13 protein-coding genes are annotated in these 18,551 nt (G+C 26.4%); 1 reads left to right on the plus strand and 12 read right to left on the minus strand.

Annotation, left to right across the window (positions count from 1 at the left end):
- Positions 1 to 141: 141 nt before the first annotated feature.
- The 12 genes from ACTG48_RS21485 to ACTG48_RS21540 all read right to left on the minus strand — a co-directional run bounded on the left by ACTG48_RS21485 (position 142) and on the right by ACTG48_RS21540 (position 17,840).
- On the minus strand, positions 142 to 1,917 hold the full coding sequence (locus ACTG48_RS21485; RefSeq protein ID WP_479918830.1) for a hypothetical protein: 1,776 nt from the start codon (positions 1,915 to 1,917) through the stop codon (positions 142 to 144).
- A gap of 79 nt (positions 1,918 to 1,996) precedes the next feature.
- A complete protein-coding gene (locus ACTG48_RS21490; RefSeq protein ID WP_479918831.1) occupies positions 1,997 to 2,335 on the minus strand; it encodes a CD1375 family protein in 339 nt (112 codons plus the stop codon).
- Between the two features lie 19 nt (positions 2,336 to 2,354).
- Positions 2,355 to 7,520 carry an RCC1 domain-containing protein gene (locus ACTG48_RS21495; RefSeq protein WP_479918901.1) on the minus strand — a complete coding sequence of 1,722 codons (5,166 nt, stop codon included), beginning with the start codon at positions 7,518 to 7,520 and terminating at the stop codon, positions 2,355 to 2,357.
- A gap of 25 nt (positions 7,521 to 7,545) precedes the next feature.
- Entirely contained in the window at positions 7,546 to 8,682 is a 1,137-nt protein-coding gene (locus ACTG48_RS21500; RefSeq protein ID WP_479918832.1) for a hypothetical protein, read from the minus strand.
- Entirely contained in the window at positions 8,675 to 8,839 is a 165-nt protein-coding gene (locus ACTG48_RS21505; RefSeq protein ID WP_167640766.1) for a hypothetical protein, read from the minus strand. The genes ACTG48_RS21500 and ACTG48_RS21505 overlap by 8 nt, the downstream gene beginning before the upstream one ends.
- A 19-nt stretch (positions 8,840 to 8,858) precedes the next feature.
- Positions 8,859 to 9,170, minus strand: coding sequence for a hypothetical protein (locus tag ACTG48_RS21510; protein ID WP_479918833.1), 312 nt, complete (start codon positions 9,168 to 9,170; stop codon positions 8,859 to 8,861).
- A 30-nt stretch (positions 9,171 to 9,200) separates the two neighbouring features.
- Positions 9,201 to 13,046, minus strand: a complete 3,846-nt coding sequence (locus ACTG48_RS21515; RefSeq protein WP_479918834.1) for a gp53-like domain-containing protein — start codon at positions 13,044 to 13,046, stop codon at positions 9,201 to 9,203.
- 11 nt (positions 13,047 to 13,057) lie between these two features.
- A complete protein-coding gene (locus ACTG48_RS21520; RefSeq protein ID WP_479918835.1) occupies positions 13,058 to 13,225 on the minus strand; it encodes a hypothetical protein in 168 nt (55 codons plus the stop codon).
- 13 nt (positions 13,226 to 13,238) lie between these two features.
- On the minus strand, positions 13,239 to 13,544 hold the full coding sequence (locus ACTG48_RS21525) for a hypothetical protein (RefSeq protein ID WP_479918836.1): 306 nt from the start codon (positions 13,542 to 13,544) through the stop codon (positions 13,239 to 13,241).
- Positions 13,525 to 15,462 carry a tail fiber domain-containing protein gene (locus tag ACTG48_RS21530; RefSeq protein ID WP_479918837.1) on the minus strand — a complete coding sequence of 646 codons (1,938 nt, stop codon included), beginning with the start codon at positions 15,460 to 15,462 and terminating at the stop codon, positions 13,525 to 13,527. Before ACTG48_RS21530 ends, ACTG48_RS21525 begins: the two co-directional genes overlap by 20 nt.
- Positions 15,462 to 17,135 (minus strand): hypothetical protein, encoded by a 1,674-nt coding sequence (locus tag ACTG48_RS21535; protein WP_479918838.1) that lies wholly within the window; start codon positions 17,133 to 17,135, stop codon positions 15,462 to 15,464. The genes ACTG48_RS21530 and ACTG48_RS21535 overlap by 1 nt, the downstream gene beginning before the upstream one ends.
- Positions 17,136 to 17,528: 393 nt before the next feature.
- The gene (locus ACTG48_RS21540; protein ID WP_479918839.1) at positions 17,529 to 17,840 is read right to left on the minus strand and encodes a type II toxin-antitoxin system Phd/YefM family antitoxin; all 312 of its coding nucleotides are present in this window, start codon (positions 17,838 to 17,840) and stop codon (positions 17,529 to 17,531) included.
- 362 nt (positions 17,841 to 18,202) lie between these two features.
- Between ACTG48_RS21540 and ACTG48_RS21545 the strand changes: the two genes are divergently transcribed.
- On the plus strand, positions 18,203 to 18,364 hold the full coding sequence (locus tag ACTG48_RS21545) for a hypothetical protein (protein ID WP_018112694.1): 162 nt from the start codon (positions 18,203 to 18,205) through the stop codon (positions 18,362 to 18,364).
- The last annotated feature ends 187 nt before the right edge of the window (positions 18,365 to 18,551 follow it).

Genomic DNA, 18,551 nt, shown 5'->3' on the forward strand with positions numbered 1-18,551 from the left:
TTTTTTGATCATAATATTCTTAAAATAAATTTTTATCTTGCATAGTATTTTTAAATATACATAATAACCATATGTTTTATATTATCACTGAGATAAATTTATCATTTAGAATTATATATTCATGCTAAAATAACTAATTTTTTACATGTACACTAACCTAGAAGTAAATTTATTATCAGAGTATGAAGAAGAATAACTAACCATGAAAAGAAAAATTCCTGCAACTGACCCAATCCCCTTAAATCCTCCTGTTATTGGTACAGAATTGGAAAATAAGGCACCAGCATCACAATAATATTTATCACTTGCTCCATTGTCAGATGATTTTATTGTAAATCCACAATGATTAGTAGCTTGAACTCTACTGATAGAACCACCTAATTCTTGATTTGCACCACGACCTCGATTTATATATCCAGTTCCCTTATCATTAAATATTGAATTATCACTTATCATCATGTTTAAATCATTATCACTATAAAACCCATCTACCCATTGATTATAATTCCCCCACAAATCCTCTATTCCTAAAAATTTAATTTGTTTCTTGCCATTAGACCCATAAATCATTCCATTATAATTTGTTCCTCCTGTAGTCATATACTCCTCTGTTTCATCAGTATATCCAAACCCAAGTTGTAACTGACTATTAAGAGATTTGTACATTATTAAATATAATATTTGTAACATTAACATACAATAATAATTATATTGTTGATACCCAGATCCATTAGCTTGGGCATGTAATCTAAATTCTCCAATAGTTTTTGACACAGTAGGTGTATAGCCAGAAACACTTCTTAATTTGCCATCAATATTATATCCTAAATATGCACCAATATATATTTTTTCTTTTTCAGTAGAACCAACAGTATGAGCCATGCATATATAATTATTATCAATTCTAGCTTCTGATATTCTTATTTCATAACCATTAGTTGTTGTGGTAAACTTCCAATATATTTTTGGAAACTCAATCATTACGTCAACATCTCCAATGACATCACTTCCATCTAAATATTTAGAAAAATTTTGTGGATTAATATATTTGTATAACTTTCCAGACTTAAAACCACAAGGTTTTATATCTTTAAAAGGGTATATATTTGACCATCCTCCATAACCAGTTGAATTGGCAGGTATTACTCCCTGAGAACTTTCAATGTAAGTCACACAAGTTAATGGATTACTGTTACCTTCATCAATTTTAACTCCATATATCTCTGCTTTTGGTATAGTTATTGTGAATGGATTAGATAATACTATTTTATCACCATCACTTACTTCTATGTAACAAGTATAGCTGGTATTATGACTTAGTCCATTTCCTATATAAGTAAAATTATTGTCATTATTACTAGGATTAATAGAAATAAAATCATTATCTCCTATTTTAAGTCTATGGATTAATGTATCTTTATCTTCATCTGTACAAGTATAATTCAGTGTATAAGAGCCTCCTACTTTAATATTTGATACAGTTATATTACTTAATATAGGAGGATGGTTAAGTTTTACTAATTTATTTATATTTTCAGCTATTTTTTGAAAAGTATCATCTTTGCTAGTATTAATACCCTTGTCGGTAATGGCACTAGCAATTAGGTTTTTCCCATTATCGACATTTTGAAAAAGTTCTTTTAATGCTCCCTCTACATCCTCACTTGAAAAAAAATTATCTGTATCTTTTATGCTTATTTTCTCTGCTATAGTTTCTATATTATTTAAATTTATTTTTACCTCATTTACTGCATTTACAAGACTTGTTTTATCTGTTGTTTTAAGTAGAGTTGTATCTCCTATTTTATCATTCAACTCTCCTTTAGTATTATCTATATTTGTATTAACTTTTATAATTTCATCATTAGTGCTATTAGGTACATTCTTTAACTTTTTTATTATTTCTTCATTTAACAATTCATCACCTTCTTCTTTAAGTTAGAGAGTCACATTAGTAACTCTCTATTTTAAGCATAAAAAAAGAACTCTTAAAGTTCTATGATAATGGAATTTCTAGTGCTTCACACATTTTTCTTACTTCTTCTCTGTATTTTACAGGTACTTGGTCAATTGTTTTTAAACCTCTTTCTATTAGTCCTACATAAATTGCTGCCATACTGCTTCCTCCTTCATTTGATTTTATATTTTTTAATGACATAGTAGATGCTTCTGATTGACTGCCTAGTACCATTTCACATATTTCAGCAGTTGCCAACATTAAATCCGTAATGTCATTATCTTGAGTTCTTTGACTTGTATTTATATCATTAAATTTAATATCATTTTTTGTTTTATTTTTAATATCATATATTTTCCTTTTATCTATTTTTAACATTCTTACCTCCTACTGTTGTTTAGTTTTCTTGGAATTGTAATGGATCATAACTTAGTAATATTGAAGGTCTTTTTATAGATGTCCATTTATCACCTTTTTCAACTATTATCTTTGGTTGTACCATAGACATATTTGATTCTTCAAATTCATAGATTTCTTGGTATCCAGAGTCAACTTTTTTGATTTCTTTTAATATGGTGTCTTTAAAAAGTCCAGTTTTATTTGTTCTTACTTGAACTTTTATATTGTTTAATAATATGGATATGGTATCTTCACATTGTAATTCATTTTCTAATCCTCTATCTAATATAATTATGACATCATCTATATCTTGATTTATAACATCTGATATTTTATAAATTTTATTGTTTATTAAAACTGAACTTCCAATAATATTCTCATTACCTGTTGACTCTTTGTATATAAACATAGTATCGTATAGATTTTCATATTTAGAATAAGCTTTAAACATTATTCTATTGCTACCTACTTTTAATTTGTCTTTTGGAATGTTGAATATAATTGAATCAACACTTGTTTTAGATAGTGTTTCTATGGATTCTCCATTTATAATCATTTCTACTTTTGTTATATCATTATTTACGTCTTGTATATTTACCCTAACAGAATTTAATGTTTTATCTACTAATTCTATATTAGTATCTTCTGATGAAATTCTTGATATTATATATAAAGTATCATCAGTGGATAACATCTCAACTATATTATCTATTTCATCTAATGGAATTGCTGAAAAACTAGATATATAATTTAATGTATCATCTATATAGAAGGAAGGTTTATTTTTACCAGAAACTTGTAAGTTGTTGTTATTATCAATATAAAATATATTTTTATCATCTATTTGTTTTAATATTTTTATATTATCAGCTATCTTAACAAATACTTTATATAAAACATTAATAGTATCTAATCCTAATCCAAAACAACTATTAACATTTACTCCTTGTGCATATAAAGTATTATTTTCTAATAAAGCAAGAACATAATTATTTGTAATATAAATATTCTTTATATTTTCTATAGTGCTTACAGTTTGAATTGTATTTACAGTTTCGTTATGACCAATACCTAATTCATAATTTGTATTTTTGCCTATACATTTTAATTTGTTATCTATGGAATCTATATAAAATGTGAAATTATTTCCACATGCGATATGTTTGACATTACTAATATCTAGCTTGATAAATTCATTATAACTTTTTATGGTTAATTCTTTAAATAGTTCCCCATATTCGTTAGAGCCACAACCATATACTTCGCCATTTTTTAATAAAACAATAACATGAGTCTTAGATAAAGATACTTCTTTTATATTATCAAAAGGTAAAGATATGTATTTGTATCCTATATATGTATTACCAAATATACTTGAATAGTCTATGTCTGTGTCTGTAGGAATAATTATTTTATTATTAATTAATATATAATTATATGTCTGTTTTATATCAACAATATCCCCACTTATAAAAGTAGATGATAATGCATTATAAATATAAGGGCTAGCTGTATTATCTAAATTATTATTACGACCATAATATGTATTACCTATTCCTAATTGTCCATAGTAATTTCTTCCACAAACTTCATAATTATTTGTATTTTTTTGAATATAAATACTATCATAAGAAGCAAATAGAGATTTTACATCTGTAGATACTTGAACATAACTAGTTTGATAATTGTTTGAATTTCCTTGACTTAATTGTCCATAAGAATTTGAACCACTTCCATATAAAGTATTGTTTATATCTAAACAGTATCCACATGAAGCTGTGCAAAATATATCTTTTATATTTTCTTTTATTTTACTATAAACTGCATTATCATGCATTGAGCCATAATTTTTATGTCCAGCTGTATAAAGCATATTGTCAAAGGTTAAAAATAATGTAGCATTATCATTACACATAACTTTATTTACATTTTGTAATGATAATTCTGTAAAACTTTTAATATTTCCAGTAATATTTTGCCCTAAGCATTTATAATTATTTTGTCCTGAAACAAAGCAAGTATTATTTGTCGTTATTAAGAATGTGTTACAATCAGTTAAATATACATCTCTAATATTTTCTTTTACCAGAGTTAGAGTAGTATATTGAATTTCATTGGATGCACCTAATTGACCTACATTATTATATCCACACATATAAATACTATTACTAACAATATCTCTTTTTATTGCCAATACATAATTAGCACAATAAATGTCTTTTATTGCATTAGTATCAATTAAAGTAAATATATTTCTTTGAGTTATATCACCTAAACCAAGTTCTCCATGATAATTATAGCCACATCCATATGCTAATTCATTTTCAAATAATAAGTAGCTATCAAACTGAGAAAGAACTATTTTTTTTATATTGGATTTAATATTTTTAATGTCAACTTGAGTAAAAATATTTCTATCAACAGTATCATTTAATCCTAATTGTCCATATTTGTTGTATCCACAACTATATATTGTGTTATCATTTTTTACTATAAAAGTAGTAGAACCGCTAGTAATAACATCTTTTACATTATCAATGGGAACTTTAGTAAATTCATATTTATTTATAGTATCACCGAGACCTAATTGCCCATAACCATTGAAACCACATGAATATACTGTTCCATCTTTTTTCAATATAAATGTTACTGATAATTTTGCTTCTATTTTTTTTATTTCGTCCATAGTAATATAAGAATTATATTGGTCAGTGATATTTACTAATTGTCTTATATGAAGACCAGAGTTATCACCAAGCCCAAATTTATTACTAGTATTTTGTCCAATACAATATATATTATTATTTGTATCTATTATAATTGCACTATTATTTTCGCTACTTATAATTTCTTTTACATTTCTAACTGGATATGACTCTGGAAATTCTAAGTTTTTATCTTTAGTATAATTAAGTAATTTTAATTCATTCGATGTTGTATAATATAAAACAAAATTTTCTATACCAATTGCATAACGAACACTACTTATAGTCTGTGAACTGTAACCAGTATTATTTACATTTCCAAAATATGCATAAGAGTCTTTTATTTTTAATAAAGAATTATAGTTATTAACGAATCCTACAGATTCTACATATGTATTATAATTATTATAATCAGCATAAAAATAATAAGTACTGACTGTAGAACTAGTATCATTTTTTCTATGACTACCAAAACGATAATAAGAAGCTCCATTAAATGATGTTAAAGAACTTATTCCAGTTGTATACATTCTATTATCCTTACCTATTGCTATGCAACCATTATATGTTGGAATTACATCAATTACTTCAGGAGTACTGGCAGAATTGTACCAATAAAGGTTTGGAACTTTGTAAAATGATGATCTAGTAGAATTATTTCCTAGACCCAATTCTCCATAACTATTAGAGCCTTTTACATAAAGTTCATTGCTATTTAATATAAAATAAATATTATCATTGTAAGTTGCCATTTTTCGAACTATATAAGATGCACTATCTATATTATGCATTTGGTTAGAAAATGTAGAAGTACGATTAATAAGAGTATAACTGTTTTCTCCACAACCAAATACTTTTCCTTCATTAGTTAAAATTAAAGTATAATTATTTTCTATACATATTTGTTTAACATTAATAATGTTATCAACTTTAGTAAATGTATTTCTATTGGATTTATCTCCTAATCCAAGTTGACCATAATTATTTAAACCACATGAATAAACTGTTCCGTCAGTAGTAATTAAAAAAGTAGTTACTCCTGACCTATCTGAATAAATTTCTGATACATTATTTATAGGCACTTTACAAAATAAACTTCTATTTATTTTATCTCCCAAACCTAATTGTCCACTTGTATTTAATCCGCATCCATAAAGTGAGCCATTATTCAACAATATAAACATGTTGTTATTAGTTAATAGTATCTGTTTATAATCATGAAAGTTATCAGATAATTTTATATGTTGTATTTCACAATTATCTTTAGATAACATTATTTTATCTTTATATTTGAATATATTTTTTATATTATCAGTATTATGAAATTTAAATTGTTTAGGACCATATACTATATTTTCATTAAAAAAACATCCTAATTCTCCAAAATAATTTTTCCCACCTAATAATATATTATTATTTGAATCTATTAAAAAACTATGATTACAACAACAAAACACTTCTTTTATATTAGCAGCTATTTTTGTAAATGATGTAATACCTTGTGTACTATAGTTATTAAGTACCATACATTCATTATTACTATTCATACCAGCAGTATAAACATCACCATTATCTTTTAAAATATATGTAAAATTTGTTGAGCAATTAATATCTTTAACATTAGTTTGATTAGACAATGTAAAAACAGAATAATTAGTAGTACTTCCATTTCCATATTCTCCACTATTACCTTTACCTGAAAAATATAATTTATTGTCTGTAGTTAATATACCCACATGATTATTACCAACACTTACTTTCTTTATATTATCAATATTAATTTTAGTAAATTCATTTCTATTAGTATTATCACCTAATCCTAGTTGTCCATAATAATTATAACCACATGAATATATTGTATTATCATTTTTTAATACAATAGTAAAATTATCTTTTGAATAAACATTTTTAACATTATCAATACTAACTTTAGTAAATATATTTTTTTGTGTAGTATCGCCTAATCCTAATTCTCCAAAATTATTTTTTCCACATGAATATAATAAATTATCATTAGTTACTACATAAGAATTATAAGCACTACAAGCAATAGATTTTACATTGTCTATTGGTAATTTAGTAAATTCATAATATTCTTTACTTAAATTAGTATCTCCAGTTCCAATTTGACCATTAGTGTTTAGTCCTGCTCCATATACAAATCCATCATTAGTCAATAGTAAACTATGCTGTGATCCACATGTAATCATTTTAACATTATCTACATTTATTTTAGTAAACATCTTAACATTCTTTTTGTCTTTGCCTAATCCTAATAAATAAATTCCATTATATCCGCAAGCATAAGCATTATTATTCTTATCTAATGCAAATGTTACATTTTGATTTCCACTAAAAAACTTTACAAAATTAAATGAATCATAAGTTTTATCAAATTTTTTTAAATTTATATTATTATTTCCAAAATAATTACCACGTTGATATAATTTAGTTTTCATTGTTTTCAATTTTAAATCCACCTCTTTATCTTATAGTATATTTGTACTTGTCTAAATTAATTTGAGTAGAGTCTTTAGGATACGTTTGATTAACGATGCTATCAATTGAGTTATTATCTAATTCATGAATATATCTAAGTTTATTAGATATAAAAGGAATCTCAATATTTCGGAATGTTACACTTCCATAAATACCACTTATACATTTCCCTATTGTATCTAATTTTAAATCATTCATAGCTATTATATTTTTATTATCTTTTAATGTATCATACCAGTATCCAGCTTCATCTATTGTAGCGTTTTGTTCTAAATCCATTTCTATTGAAAAATCTAACATTTTATTTAGAAGTATAGTATAGTTATTTTTTAATATAGCTAATTCAATAGCTATATCTCCAGTTATATTCCCATTAGAATCTCCAGCTTTCTTATTAATTTCATTTATAGCTTCAAGAATTTTTTTACTTTCAGTTTCTAGTTCGCTAAAGTCTGTATTAACATTTAAATCTCCAATTTCTCCTCTAGATGGTTTACCAGTATCATTTTCACCTATAAACCAATTACCATTTTCTCCGATTAAAGGTGTTATTCCAGTATCACCTTTAATCCCTTTTAGACTATCTATAAATTCTTGGACAGTTTTATCTTTATTTTCAGATACACCTCTCCATGTTTCATATGCAGATTTTCCTTCATTTCCAATATCACCTTTATTTCCTTTAGATGATTTACCAGTATCTTCTCCATTTATAAACCAGTTACCATTTTCTCCTATACTTGGAATAGGTATTATATCTGTATTAATACCTACTATATTTACAGTTGCATTAACAGCAATTTCGTTAAATAATTCAATTGTATTGTTATCTATTATTTTATATGAACATAATAAACTACTTTTTGTATCTTTTTCTACTATACTTACTAGTAAACATTTGGAATCTAAGTTATGTTTTATAGATTTATGATAAAAACCATCTTTTAAAATCCAGTCATTTAAAATAATATCTAAAGTTGTACTATAGATAGAGTCAGGTTGTCTTATTAAATTCCTTAACTCATCTATTGCATCTTTAGTATTAGTGGAATTTAATCCACTAATGACATTATTATATTTTATATCCTCAGCTTGTAATCTTAAAATTTTATTACTATCCAATATTATCTACTCCTTTAACATTTATTTTAGATGTAGAGACTATCATATCTCTTTCCTTTGATGTGATAATTTTATTAGATGACATAGTATTTAAATATTTTTCATCTATATTACCAATCTTCCACATATTAAGTAAAAAGTTATATAATAAGTTCATTTAATTCACCTCCCATCAATTATTTTAATAATACAGCCAACATTGCTTTTTCAATTGCGGAAATTCTATCTTCTAATGCTATATTATTTTCAGCATAAGAATTTGGAATAATTTTTTCAAAGTGATCTTTTTCCTGAATAGTGTATAAATCTTTCTTTTCTTTGTAATTCCCTATAAATTTGAAATCACCTAACTCTAATAAATAATTCCAAAGATCTTCTGCAATATTTATATAATATTTAGGCATATTATTTTTATGAATATCTTCTATATAAAATCCATTGAATGATTTTAAATCTTTTTTCAAACCCATCTTAAATATTTTTTTCATTTTTTATCTCCTTCTTGAAACTATAAAGTTTTAATACCCAATTGCAAGTATATATAGTGTAAGTGTCCCTTCTATATCAGCTACTGAGCCAGTTGCCTTAACATGATATCCAAATTTAGTGGATGATAGCCCGCTTTCTTTTGCTACTCCATGAGAAAAGTATGCATTATCTCCTTCTGAAGATATAGCACTATATAAACCAATACATGCAGTAGGAAATGCTATAGGTAAATTTCCTACTCCTCTTTTTGTATCAGCAACTGTAAATGATAATTTAATTTGAGTCCATTCTATTATTAATCCGCCTAAATCTGAACCCAATGTTATATAACCACTAGTTGGAGATTTACTAGATGAACAGCCATGATTATGAGAAGATGGGTTAAAAGAATTGGGTTTTCCATTAATATCATTCCAATTAGATGTTCCAGAATCGCCTTTATCACCTTTCAAGGAAATTATCCATTCTTCTTTTGTACCAGTAAATCCACTTTCAATTGCAACTTCATATGCTGATTTACCAGCTTCTCCTTTAGAACCTGTTGTACCTAAAGAACTTTTACCTGTATCAGTACTATTTATAAACCAGTTACCATTCTCACCTATAGTTGGCAAGTAATTTATATTTATATTATCAGATATTACTAAAATATTTGCATTAACAGGTGTATCATTATATATATTGATAGTATTATCATTGATAACTTTATATGAAGTTATTAGGTTTATATTGGTATCAATATTCAAAATACTGATAAATAAGTTTTCAGAAGAGAGATTATGATTTATTTCTATATAATATAAATCATCTTTTTCTAACCAATTATCCAATGTTATATTTTGAGTATAGATCATTAACTCAGATTTAGTGTCTATTTCACTTTTTAATTCATCTATAGCTTTTTGTACATTTATAGCTTTTAAATTACTTGTTTCATTATTATATGTAACAGTATCTGCATTTAACTTTAGCCCTTCTATATCATCCATAACATGAATATGCTTACTTGGATTAAATGTATTTGGTTTATTTAATATATCTTCCCAGTTAGATGTACCACTTTCGCCTTTTTCACCTTGAATTACACCACAATCTATCCATTTTTTTATATTATCCCATATATGTAGGTGTCTTTGAATTAAGTAAGCATCACCAGTATTGCCTTCTTGAGGAAGCTCTTCTACAGTATCAAATGCTCCTTTTATTTGTAATCCAGTTCCAACATCACCTTTTTCACCCTTTGATACTTTTCCTGTATCAATATTTCCAAGAAACCAGTTACCATTTTCACCAATCATCGGTGTTATACCTTCATCACCTTTTAAAGATAGTAACCATTCATCTTTAGAGCCAACAAATCCATCTTCAAGTGCAATTTCATAGGCTGATTTACCATTATCACCTGCTAATCCTATATCACCTTGTTCTCCTTTATCACCTTTTTCACCAGTAATTCCGATAGAACTTTTTTTTGTATCAACATTGTTTATAAACCAATTTCCATTATCTCCAATTACTGGTATATATGATACATTAGAGCTATTTCCTAAAACAACAACAGTGGCATTAATTGCTTCGTCATTGTATATCTCAATTGTATCTATATCAATTATCTTATAAGAAGAAATCAAATTTATATTAGTATCATTGTTTAATATACTAATAAATAAGTTTTTAGAAGATAAATTATGTGGAATTTCTATTGAGTACAAATCATTTGTCTGTTTCCATTCATTTTGCTCAATAATTTTGGTATACATAATAGAATCAGATTTACTATCTACAATCCCTTTTAATTCATCAATTGCTTTTTGAACATTTATGGAATTTAAATTACTAATTTTATTGTTATATGTGACAGTATCTGCATCCAATTTTAATCCTGTTATATCACTCATTAAGTGTGTATGATTTGTAGGATTAAATGTTTCTGGCTTGTCTAATATGTCATCCCAAGTAGAAGCTCCATCTTTACCAGGGGGGCCTTGAATTATACCACAATCCACCCATTTCTTTATCTTGTCCCAAACATATAAGTGCTGTTGTACCAGATAAGCATCTCCAATTATTCCTTCTGATGGTAATTCATTTATGGTGTCAAAAGATCCTTTTATTTCTAAACCACTTCCTATATCTCCCTTATCACCTTTTGATTGTTTACCAGTATCTTCTCCCTTTATGAACCAATTTCCATTTTCACCTATTAATGGAGTATCTCCTTCATCTCCTTTTAAGGATAATAACCATTCATCTTTTGTTCCCTCAAATCCATTTTCTATAGCAACGTCATAAGCTGATTTTCCTGTGATACCAATATCACCTTTATCTCCCTGATCGCCTTTTAACCCAATTGAGGATTGTCCTGTATCAACATTATTAATAAACCAATTACCATTTCCTCCAATTGTTGGTGTAAATCCGTTTAATCCTTTTAATGAATTTAACCATTCTAATTCTGTACCTTCAAATCCATTTAACTTTGCTAAATCATATGGAGATAATCCTTGTTCTCCAGTATCTCCTTTTAAATTTACATATACATATTCAGTTGATCCTTCTTGACGAATACCTAACTGAGTATTATCCCATATAAACTCTATACTTTTTCCTGTTAAACCAGTATCACCCTTATCTCCTTTAACTCTTAAATCTTTTATTATTTTCCATTCAGCACCATCATATATATATAGATCATAACCAACGAAATAGGTATCGCTTATAGTTGGGTCTGTTGGTAACTGATCTACAGTATCTACACTACCTTTTATCTCTAAGCCAAGTCCATCTTTACCCTTCAACTCGTCTTTTGGTGGAATCGCATCTATGGCTTCTTGTACTTTATTTTCCATAGTATCTTTAGATGTATTTACAGAATTAATTAAGTCAGTTTTGGCTGTTGTAACTTCTGTAGTTAAAGTTTCTTTAGTAGAATTAATTGAGTTTATTAAATCAGTTTTAGTTGTTGAAATATCAGCAATTACATTATCTCTGGTTTCATTAAATGAATTTGTTAAGTCAGTCTTGACTGTTGTTACTTCTGTAATTAGAGTTTCTTTGGTAGAATTAACTGAATTAATTAAATCAGTTTTAGTTGTCAATATGTCTTGATTTATATTATATTTAGTATTTGTTATATCTTCAATTAAATTTTCTTTAGTTTCATTGATATCATCAGTTATTTGTTGGGATTTTTCATCAAATTGATATTGAATGTCAGTAATTTTATCATCAATTTCTGATTCCATTTCTTGTATAGATTTTTGTCTCTCTGTTTCTTGATTTTGACGAGTAATTTCTTGATCTTTTCTAATAATTTCTGAGGCTACTCTTTCTTGTTCTGCTAAGTCTCTTAATTCTTCATTTTTAAGTATAGTAATTTCAAGATTTTCTATTTTTATTTTTAAATCTTTCAGTTCTTTTAAACTATCTTTATATTGAGATATAAGAATCATCAAAACTGAGTATTCATCTGAACTTACTATATCACTATCATTTAAAACGCCTTCTTCTACTCTATAGAAAACTTTTGGAGAGAATATCTGACTTTCTTCATTTATTAGTGCTATTTGAAATGAGTGTAGACCTGAACATAATAGTGCTTGTTTTGAAAATATTATTTCTACTATTCCTTTAGATTCATCTATGATCTTACATTGTTGATCAATTGTTGTTCCATCATTTTTTTTTATGTTTAGAGTTATGTAATCATAAACTGATAAATCAATTGATTTATCATTATTTTTAAGTTCCACTGTTATTACTGCTGTGTTTGTATCATTTTCATCATAAATAAATGAATCTACTAGACTTTTATTTATTCTATAGTTACTAAAATCTAATACTAAAGGATAATTTTTTATTTCATAACTTCTCAAAGTATCACATCCTATTGATTTTTATTTTTTTCTTGCTTTAACTCTTCTAATTTTGTCTTTAATTTATTTATGTCCTCTTGATGTTGTACATTTAAAGCTTTATGTAATATAAGATCACTATGTAAACTCTTTATTTCTTCTATAGCTATCATGTATGCATTTTGTATATTTACTTCCATTTTGTTCTCCTCCTTATATATCCAAAGATTCTTTAAATTTATCTATATTTTCTTTTAAGTAATTGTACCCAGACTCAAGTGGATTTTTACCTATTTCATCCAATATATTAATTCCAAAATAAGTATCAAAATTATCATCCATAACAGATATGTTTTCATACTCAACCGCATCTAAACCATTTCTTCTTGCATCTTCTGAAATATATCCTGCTATTTTAATTTGAGCCATGTTGTTACTATAAGAGATATTTACAGTTGATATTCTCCAATAATAAACTTGTTGACCTGTTGCTAATAACTTACTCTTTCCAATTGCCATTTTGCTCTTCACCACCCATTATTTTATAATATGTATGTTCATATCCTATTCTTTTTCCTATTATTCTAAAATCACATTTACCTGTATAGCCTTGAACTTTAAAATAGTCACTTCCTTTTTCAATGATTTTACAATTGCTATTAGAACTAAATACTGCAAAATTTAATATACTCTGAGAAAAGATACTATTTAATTTTATTATTGTACCAGTTTCCTCGATATCTATATCAAATAAAACATCTTCAATTAAAAGTTTAGGACTGTCAACTGGAGACATACCAAATGTTGTACCATTTATTTCTATTGCTCCAGATTTAGAACCATTTCTAGAAAAGTGTTGTCTTTCTTCTCCATTTATCATAAAAGAAATGGCACCTTTTTTCCAGATTACTATTCCATTGTCATCATCCCAGTCTTCAGAAGTATAAAGACGAAAATTTCCTCCTGTTAAATCCATTCTTGTATATCCGTCATCTCCAACATCTATTTTATTTGCTCCAAATTTAGCATTATTTGAACCAAATTTATAATTCTCATATGCATTTATATATATAGCAGCACTTCCACTTCCAACAAAAAAATAATTATTGCTATCATATTTTAATCTTATAGCTGATGCTTGACTAGCACCATCAGATTTTCTTGCATCTATTGCAAATCCAGACTTGCTACTCCCGAATAATCGTATTATTGGTTCATGACCAGACGGAGTAGTTAATATATCGCATGCTATAGCTCCTTGATTTACTGTTAAACCACTAGAATTTATAACAACAGAATCGGCTATCTTATTAAATCCAATTCTTATATCTGTAGGTGATTGCCTTATAATTGAAGAAATATCACCTTCTGAAACCTTTGAAGCAATTTCTCCTGCCATTAACTTAATCTCAGAACTCATTTCTCCAACATTAGTATCAAGCTTTTTTACACTTAAAGCTATTTCATTAGCTTTTACATTTATTTGTGCAAATTCTTCTGAAACACTTCCTCCCATGCCTTTAAGGAATACTCCATCAAGGGTATTTTTTAGTTCATTAACCCTTAAATTATACTTTGCAAATCCATTTGTAACTAGAATTACATCTGAAGGAGTGATTATATTATCAGATATAACTGAATTGATTATTGTTTTAAGATTATTATGTGCATTGTCTAAAGCTGTTTTAGAACTGTTAATTGCAGCAATACTTGTACTATCACTATTTGATTGACACCTATCAATTATTTTTTGTATTTGAATGTATAAATTATATTTATCTGTGTCTAATAAACTTATTTGTGTAGATATTTGAGCCTTTTCAATATCTGTAATTTCATCATCTCTAAAATATTCATTAATATTAGAATTAAATAATCCTAAATCAGAATTAAGCTTAATTATAAGGTTATTTGTATCTTCTCTTAATTTACTAAGCTCCTTAGAGTCATTAAAATTTTTAGTTGCTTCCTTTACAAATATATTTATGTTATCTGATTTTTGATCTATAACTGAAATATTCTCTTTAATATAACTAGTATATTCTTTTACATCTCCAACTGTTTGTCGTATTCCATCTAAATCTTTTTCAACAGAAATAAATCTATCTCCAAGTTCTTTATCTGTTTCATATAAAGCATAGATCTCTTTCTCTATGTTTTTTTGAGAATCTCCATCATAATTTATACTAAATATGTCACTTTCATTAGGTACCTCAGTATGAATTCCATTATCATTTATAACTATTAAAAATCTTGTGTTACTTCTATCTAACATTAAATTAGAAGTCTCAAGTTTATAAGGGTTGTTTGCGTTCCAGTATATATACTTTCTATTTGTTGATTCATTTTGTACAGTATAAACCTCTTCATTATAAGTCACTATACATCCTGTTATTCTTATATAACTTAGTGTATAACTATTATCATATATTGCCATTAGGACACCACACTTTCTGGGACATTCATTCTATTGAATTTTTGTCTATTGAGTAAGTACTTTTTCTTATTAACTGAATCCATAGTATGTTTTGATTTAGTTAAATAATCAGAAATAGTTCTTGTATTATCTTCCTTTAATTTCTTATTAGATAAATCCAAATTTAAACTTCCATCTTTAAAGTTTTGTGTATATCCAACAAAATATATTATGTCCTCAGCGCCTTCTGCTCTATCATAGAATATAATTATGTCACCCACACTTAATGACCCATTCCAATGTTGTCTAAACTCCATATTAATAATTCTATTTAAAAAGTTTACAGAGTCTATTGTCCAATCCACTGTTGGTCTACACTTAAGCTCTAGCTCTCTTTTTCCTGTTTCAATTAAGTCTTCAACCTCCAAAAATGAATCATTCGTATAAGTATCACAATAAATAAATTCTTTTAATTCTTCTAGTAATATTTCATTAAAAATTAATTGTCCATTTTCATTAGTCGCGGTTTCTCTCTTACACAATATGTTTATTTGTTTTATACTATCTTCTAATTCCAGTACTTGTTGTTCTAAATTTTTTATAGTTACTTCAAGTATTACTTTTTCATCATTATTCTTAGTTATATCTGACGCTACTTTGGCAGCATTAGCAGTATCTTTATTTGTCTCATATGTCTTTTTAATACTATATAGTGCATTGATGGTAGAATAGATTATTTGGAGTTTATTTTTATTGTCTCGTAATTCTTTATTCTTTTTATTCTTTTCATCTATTAATTTTAACCACTCAACTTCTCTTAATTTAATCATCTCATTATACTTAAGTATTGCAGTCACTAAGTCTTTACTCATTTCACCATTTTCTAAAAAATAAGAGTAGTTTTCAATATATTTATATCCTGTTACAGTAGCTCCAATGATGTCCATCTCTTCATTTCCAACCAATGTCATTCTAGTGACTATTTCATCTGAATTTCTAGTCTTTTCATGTGATTTTATATAGTTATCATAAGATAATACTAATTCTATATTGTCTCCAAAGCTATCTACATCATATAAATGAACTCTCTTATTATATGTATCAAATTGAACAACACATCCAAATTCTTCTTTAATATCATTAATTAAAAAGTCATGCCAATTACTATCTACACTTTCTTGCCACCTTACCTTTTCTCTTTTTTCTCCAGTATCAGTAGTTTCATAACCTATTGAGTCATCTACATTGCCTAAAGTCCATCCAGTTTCTTCTTTCATATAATTATTAAGACTAATTATTCCAGCATCCTTATCTTCTGTAAATAATTGTAGTCCCATATCTTCAATATTTAAATTTATCTTACCCAGTTTAACTTCTGCTGATGTTGCTCTAATAACTTTATTTTTATATCCATCTTCTTTTATTTCTTTTATTACAAAATACTCTTTATTATCTACACATATAAATCGTTCATTACTTACTTCATAATACAATGGATTTATTATTTTTTGGAATGAAAAGCGATTTGTTATAAATTTTGGTATGGTAAATTGAATTTCATCTGTACCATCAATGCTACGAGTTAAACTATCTATAAATTCTATTGGAATTTCACCTAGAATTTCTTTGTTAACTTTATGGAGGGTTATATTATACTCTCTTTGGATTTGTTTGAGATTCACATTAAAATGCATATTTTATCACCTTCTTTACATTAAAAAAGCCCATCATTAAAGATGGACTAAAATATTATTATTCAGTTGTAGTCGCAATTTCCTTTACTCTTTCATTTGCAATGTCATATACTAGGCTATCTTCTCTTACTGATATTACTATTATTCTCATAATATTATTTTCCATTACTAAATTATAAACTACTCTTATTCCAATACCTCTTAATTTTATTTTAAAACAATTTGTAGGATTATTATTCCCTTTATTGCCTAATGGCTTTCCCTATCCATCAGGACTAGGTAGAGGATTGTAAGAAACTTTTTCAATTGCTTTTAAAACTTGTTTTCTTTAAGAATTGTCTGATTTTTCAAAATCTTTATGAGAATCTTTTGTATAAAAAATATTCTATTTCATTATTCAAAATTCACCTCAACATTTTCAAGGTCTTTTTCTCTAATATCTAAATATTTCATAATCTCACTTTGAGATATTAAACCCTCTTCATTTATATTATTCATTCTTTTTTCTGCTTCAAGAAGAAGTTTGTAATCTTCTATAACATTTATCATCTCTTCATATTTTTCAGGTGTAATCAAGACACAAGTTGGAACATTGTTTTTCACAACAATTTTACTTCCAGATTGTTTTACTTCATCAAATATCTTATTAGCTTCTCCTTTGTTGAATCGAGAAATAGGAACTATAGTATTCAACATGTTAGCCATCAGTAAATCTCTATTGTTTAAAATAATAACACCTCCTAATAGTATATATAAATTGTAACACAAATATTAATCTTTACTAATTAATTTATATATAAATATATATATAAATTTAACTATAATAATTTATTTTATACAAGAAAATAGCCACTTGTGTAAGGTGGCTTAAAGTAAGTAGTTAATTTTTATGTAAAATATTTTTAATCTTCTGTTATTTATATTATATCTTTATTCTACTGCCGTAGTCAATATAATATTAAATTCAACATGGTGGTAAATTATGGTATAATGATTTTAGAGACTACAGTTTAGACTATTAGGGTGATGGCTCTTTAGTTAAAATCCCCAGGAAAGGGGGTGAGACTATGGAGTACTTAGTTTTATTTTTAATAATGATAATTATGATTACGAGAATAATAAATCATTTGACAAAGCTGATAGATGCAATCTTAAATTTGAAAGCATCTATTAGAAAACTAAAGAATCACCAGACTGGAGGGTCTAGTGATTCTGAAAGTAATACATAAATCTATTATTTTTTTTATTGTTAACTTCAAGAACTACACCCTACTGCAAATAGTTTGTAGTCTCTTTTTGTCTTTATGATATAAATTTTATATCATTTATATCATAATTATACTCCAATATTGTCACAACTGTCAATGTTGTCATTATTCTAATTAAATAACTTTTTTAAAATAAAAAGCCATAATA

The sequence above is a fragment of the Clostridioides sp. LIBA-6822 genome, from assembly GCF_056688955.1.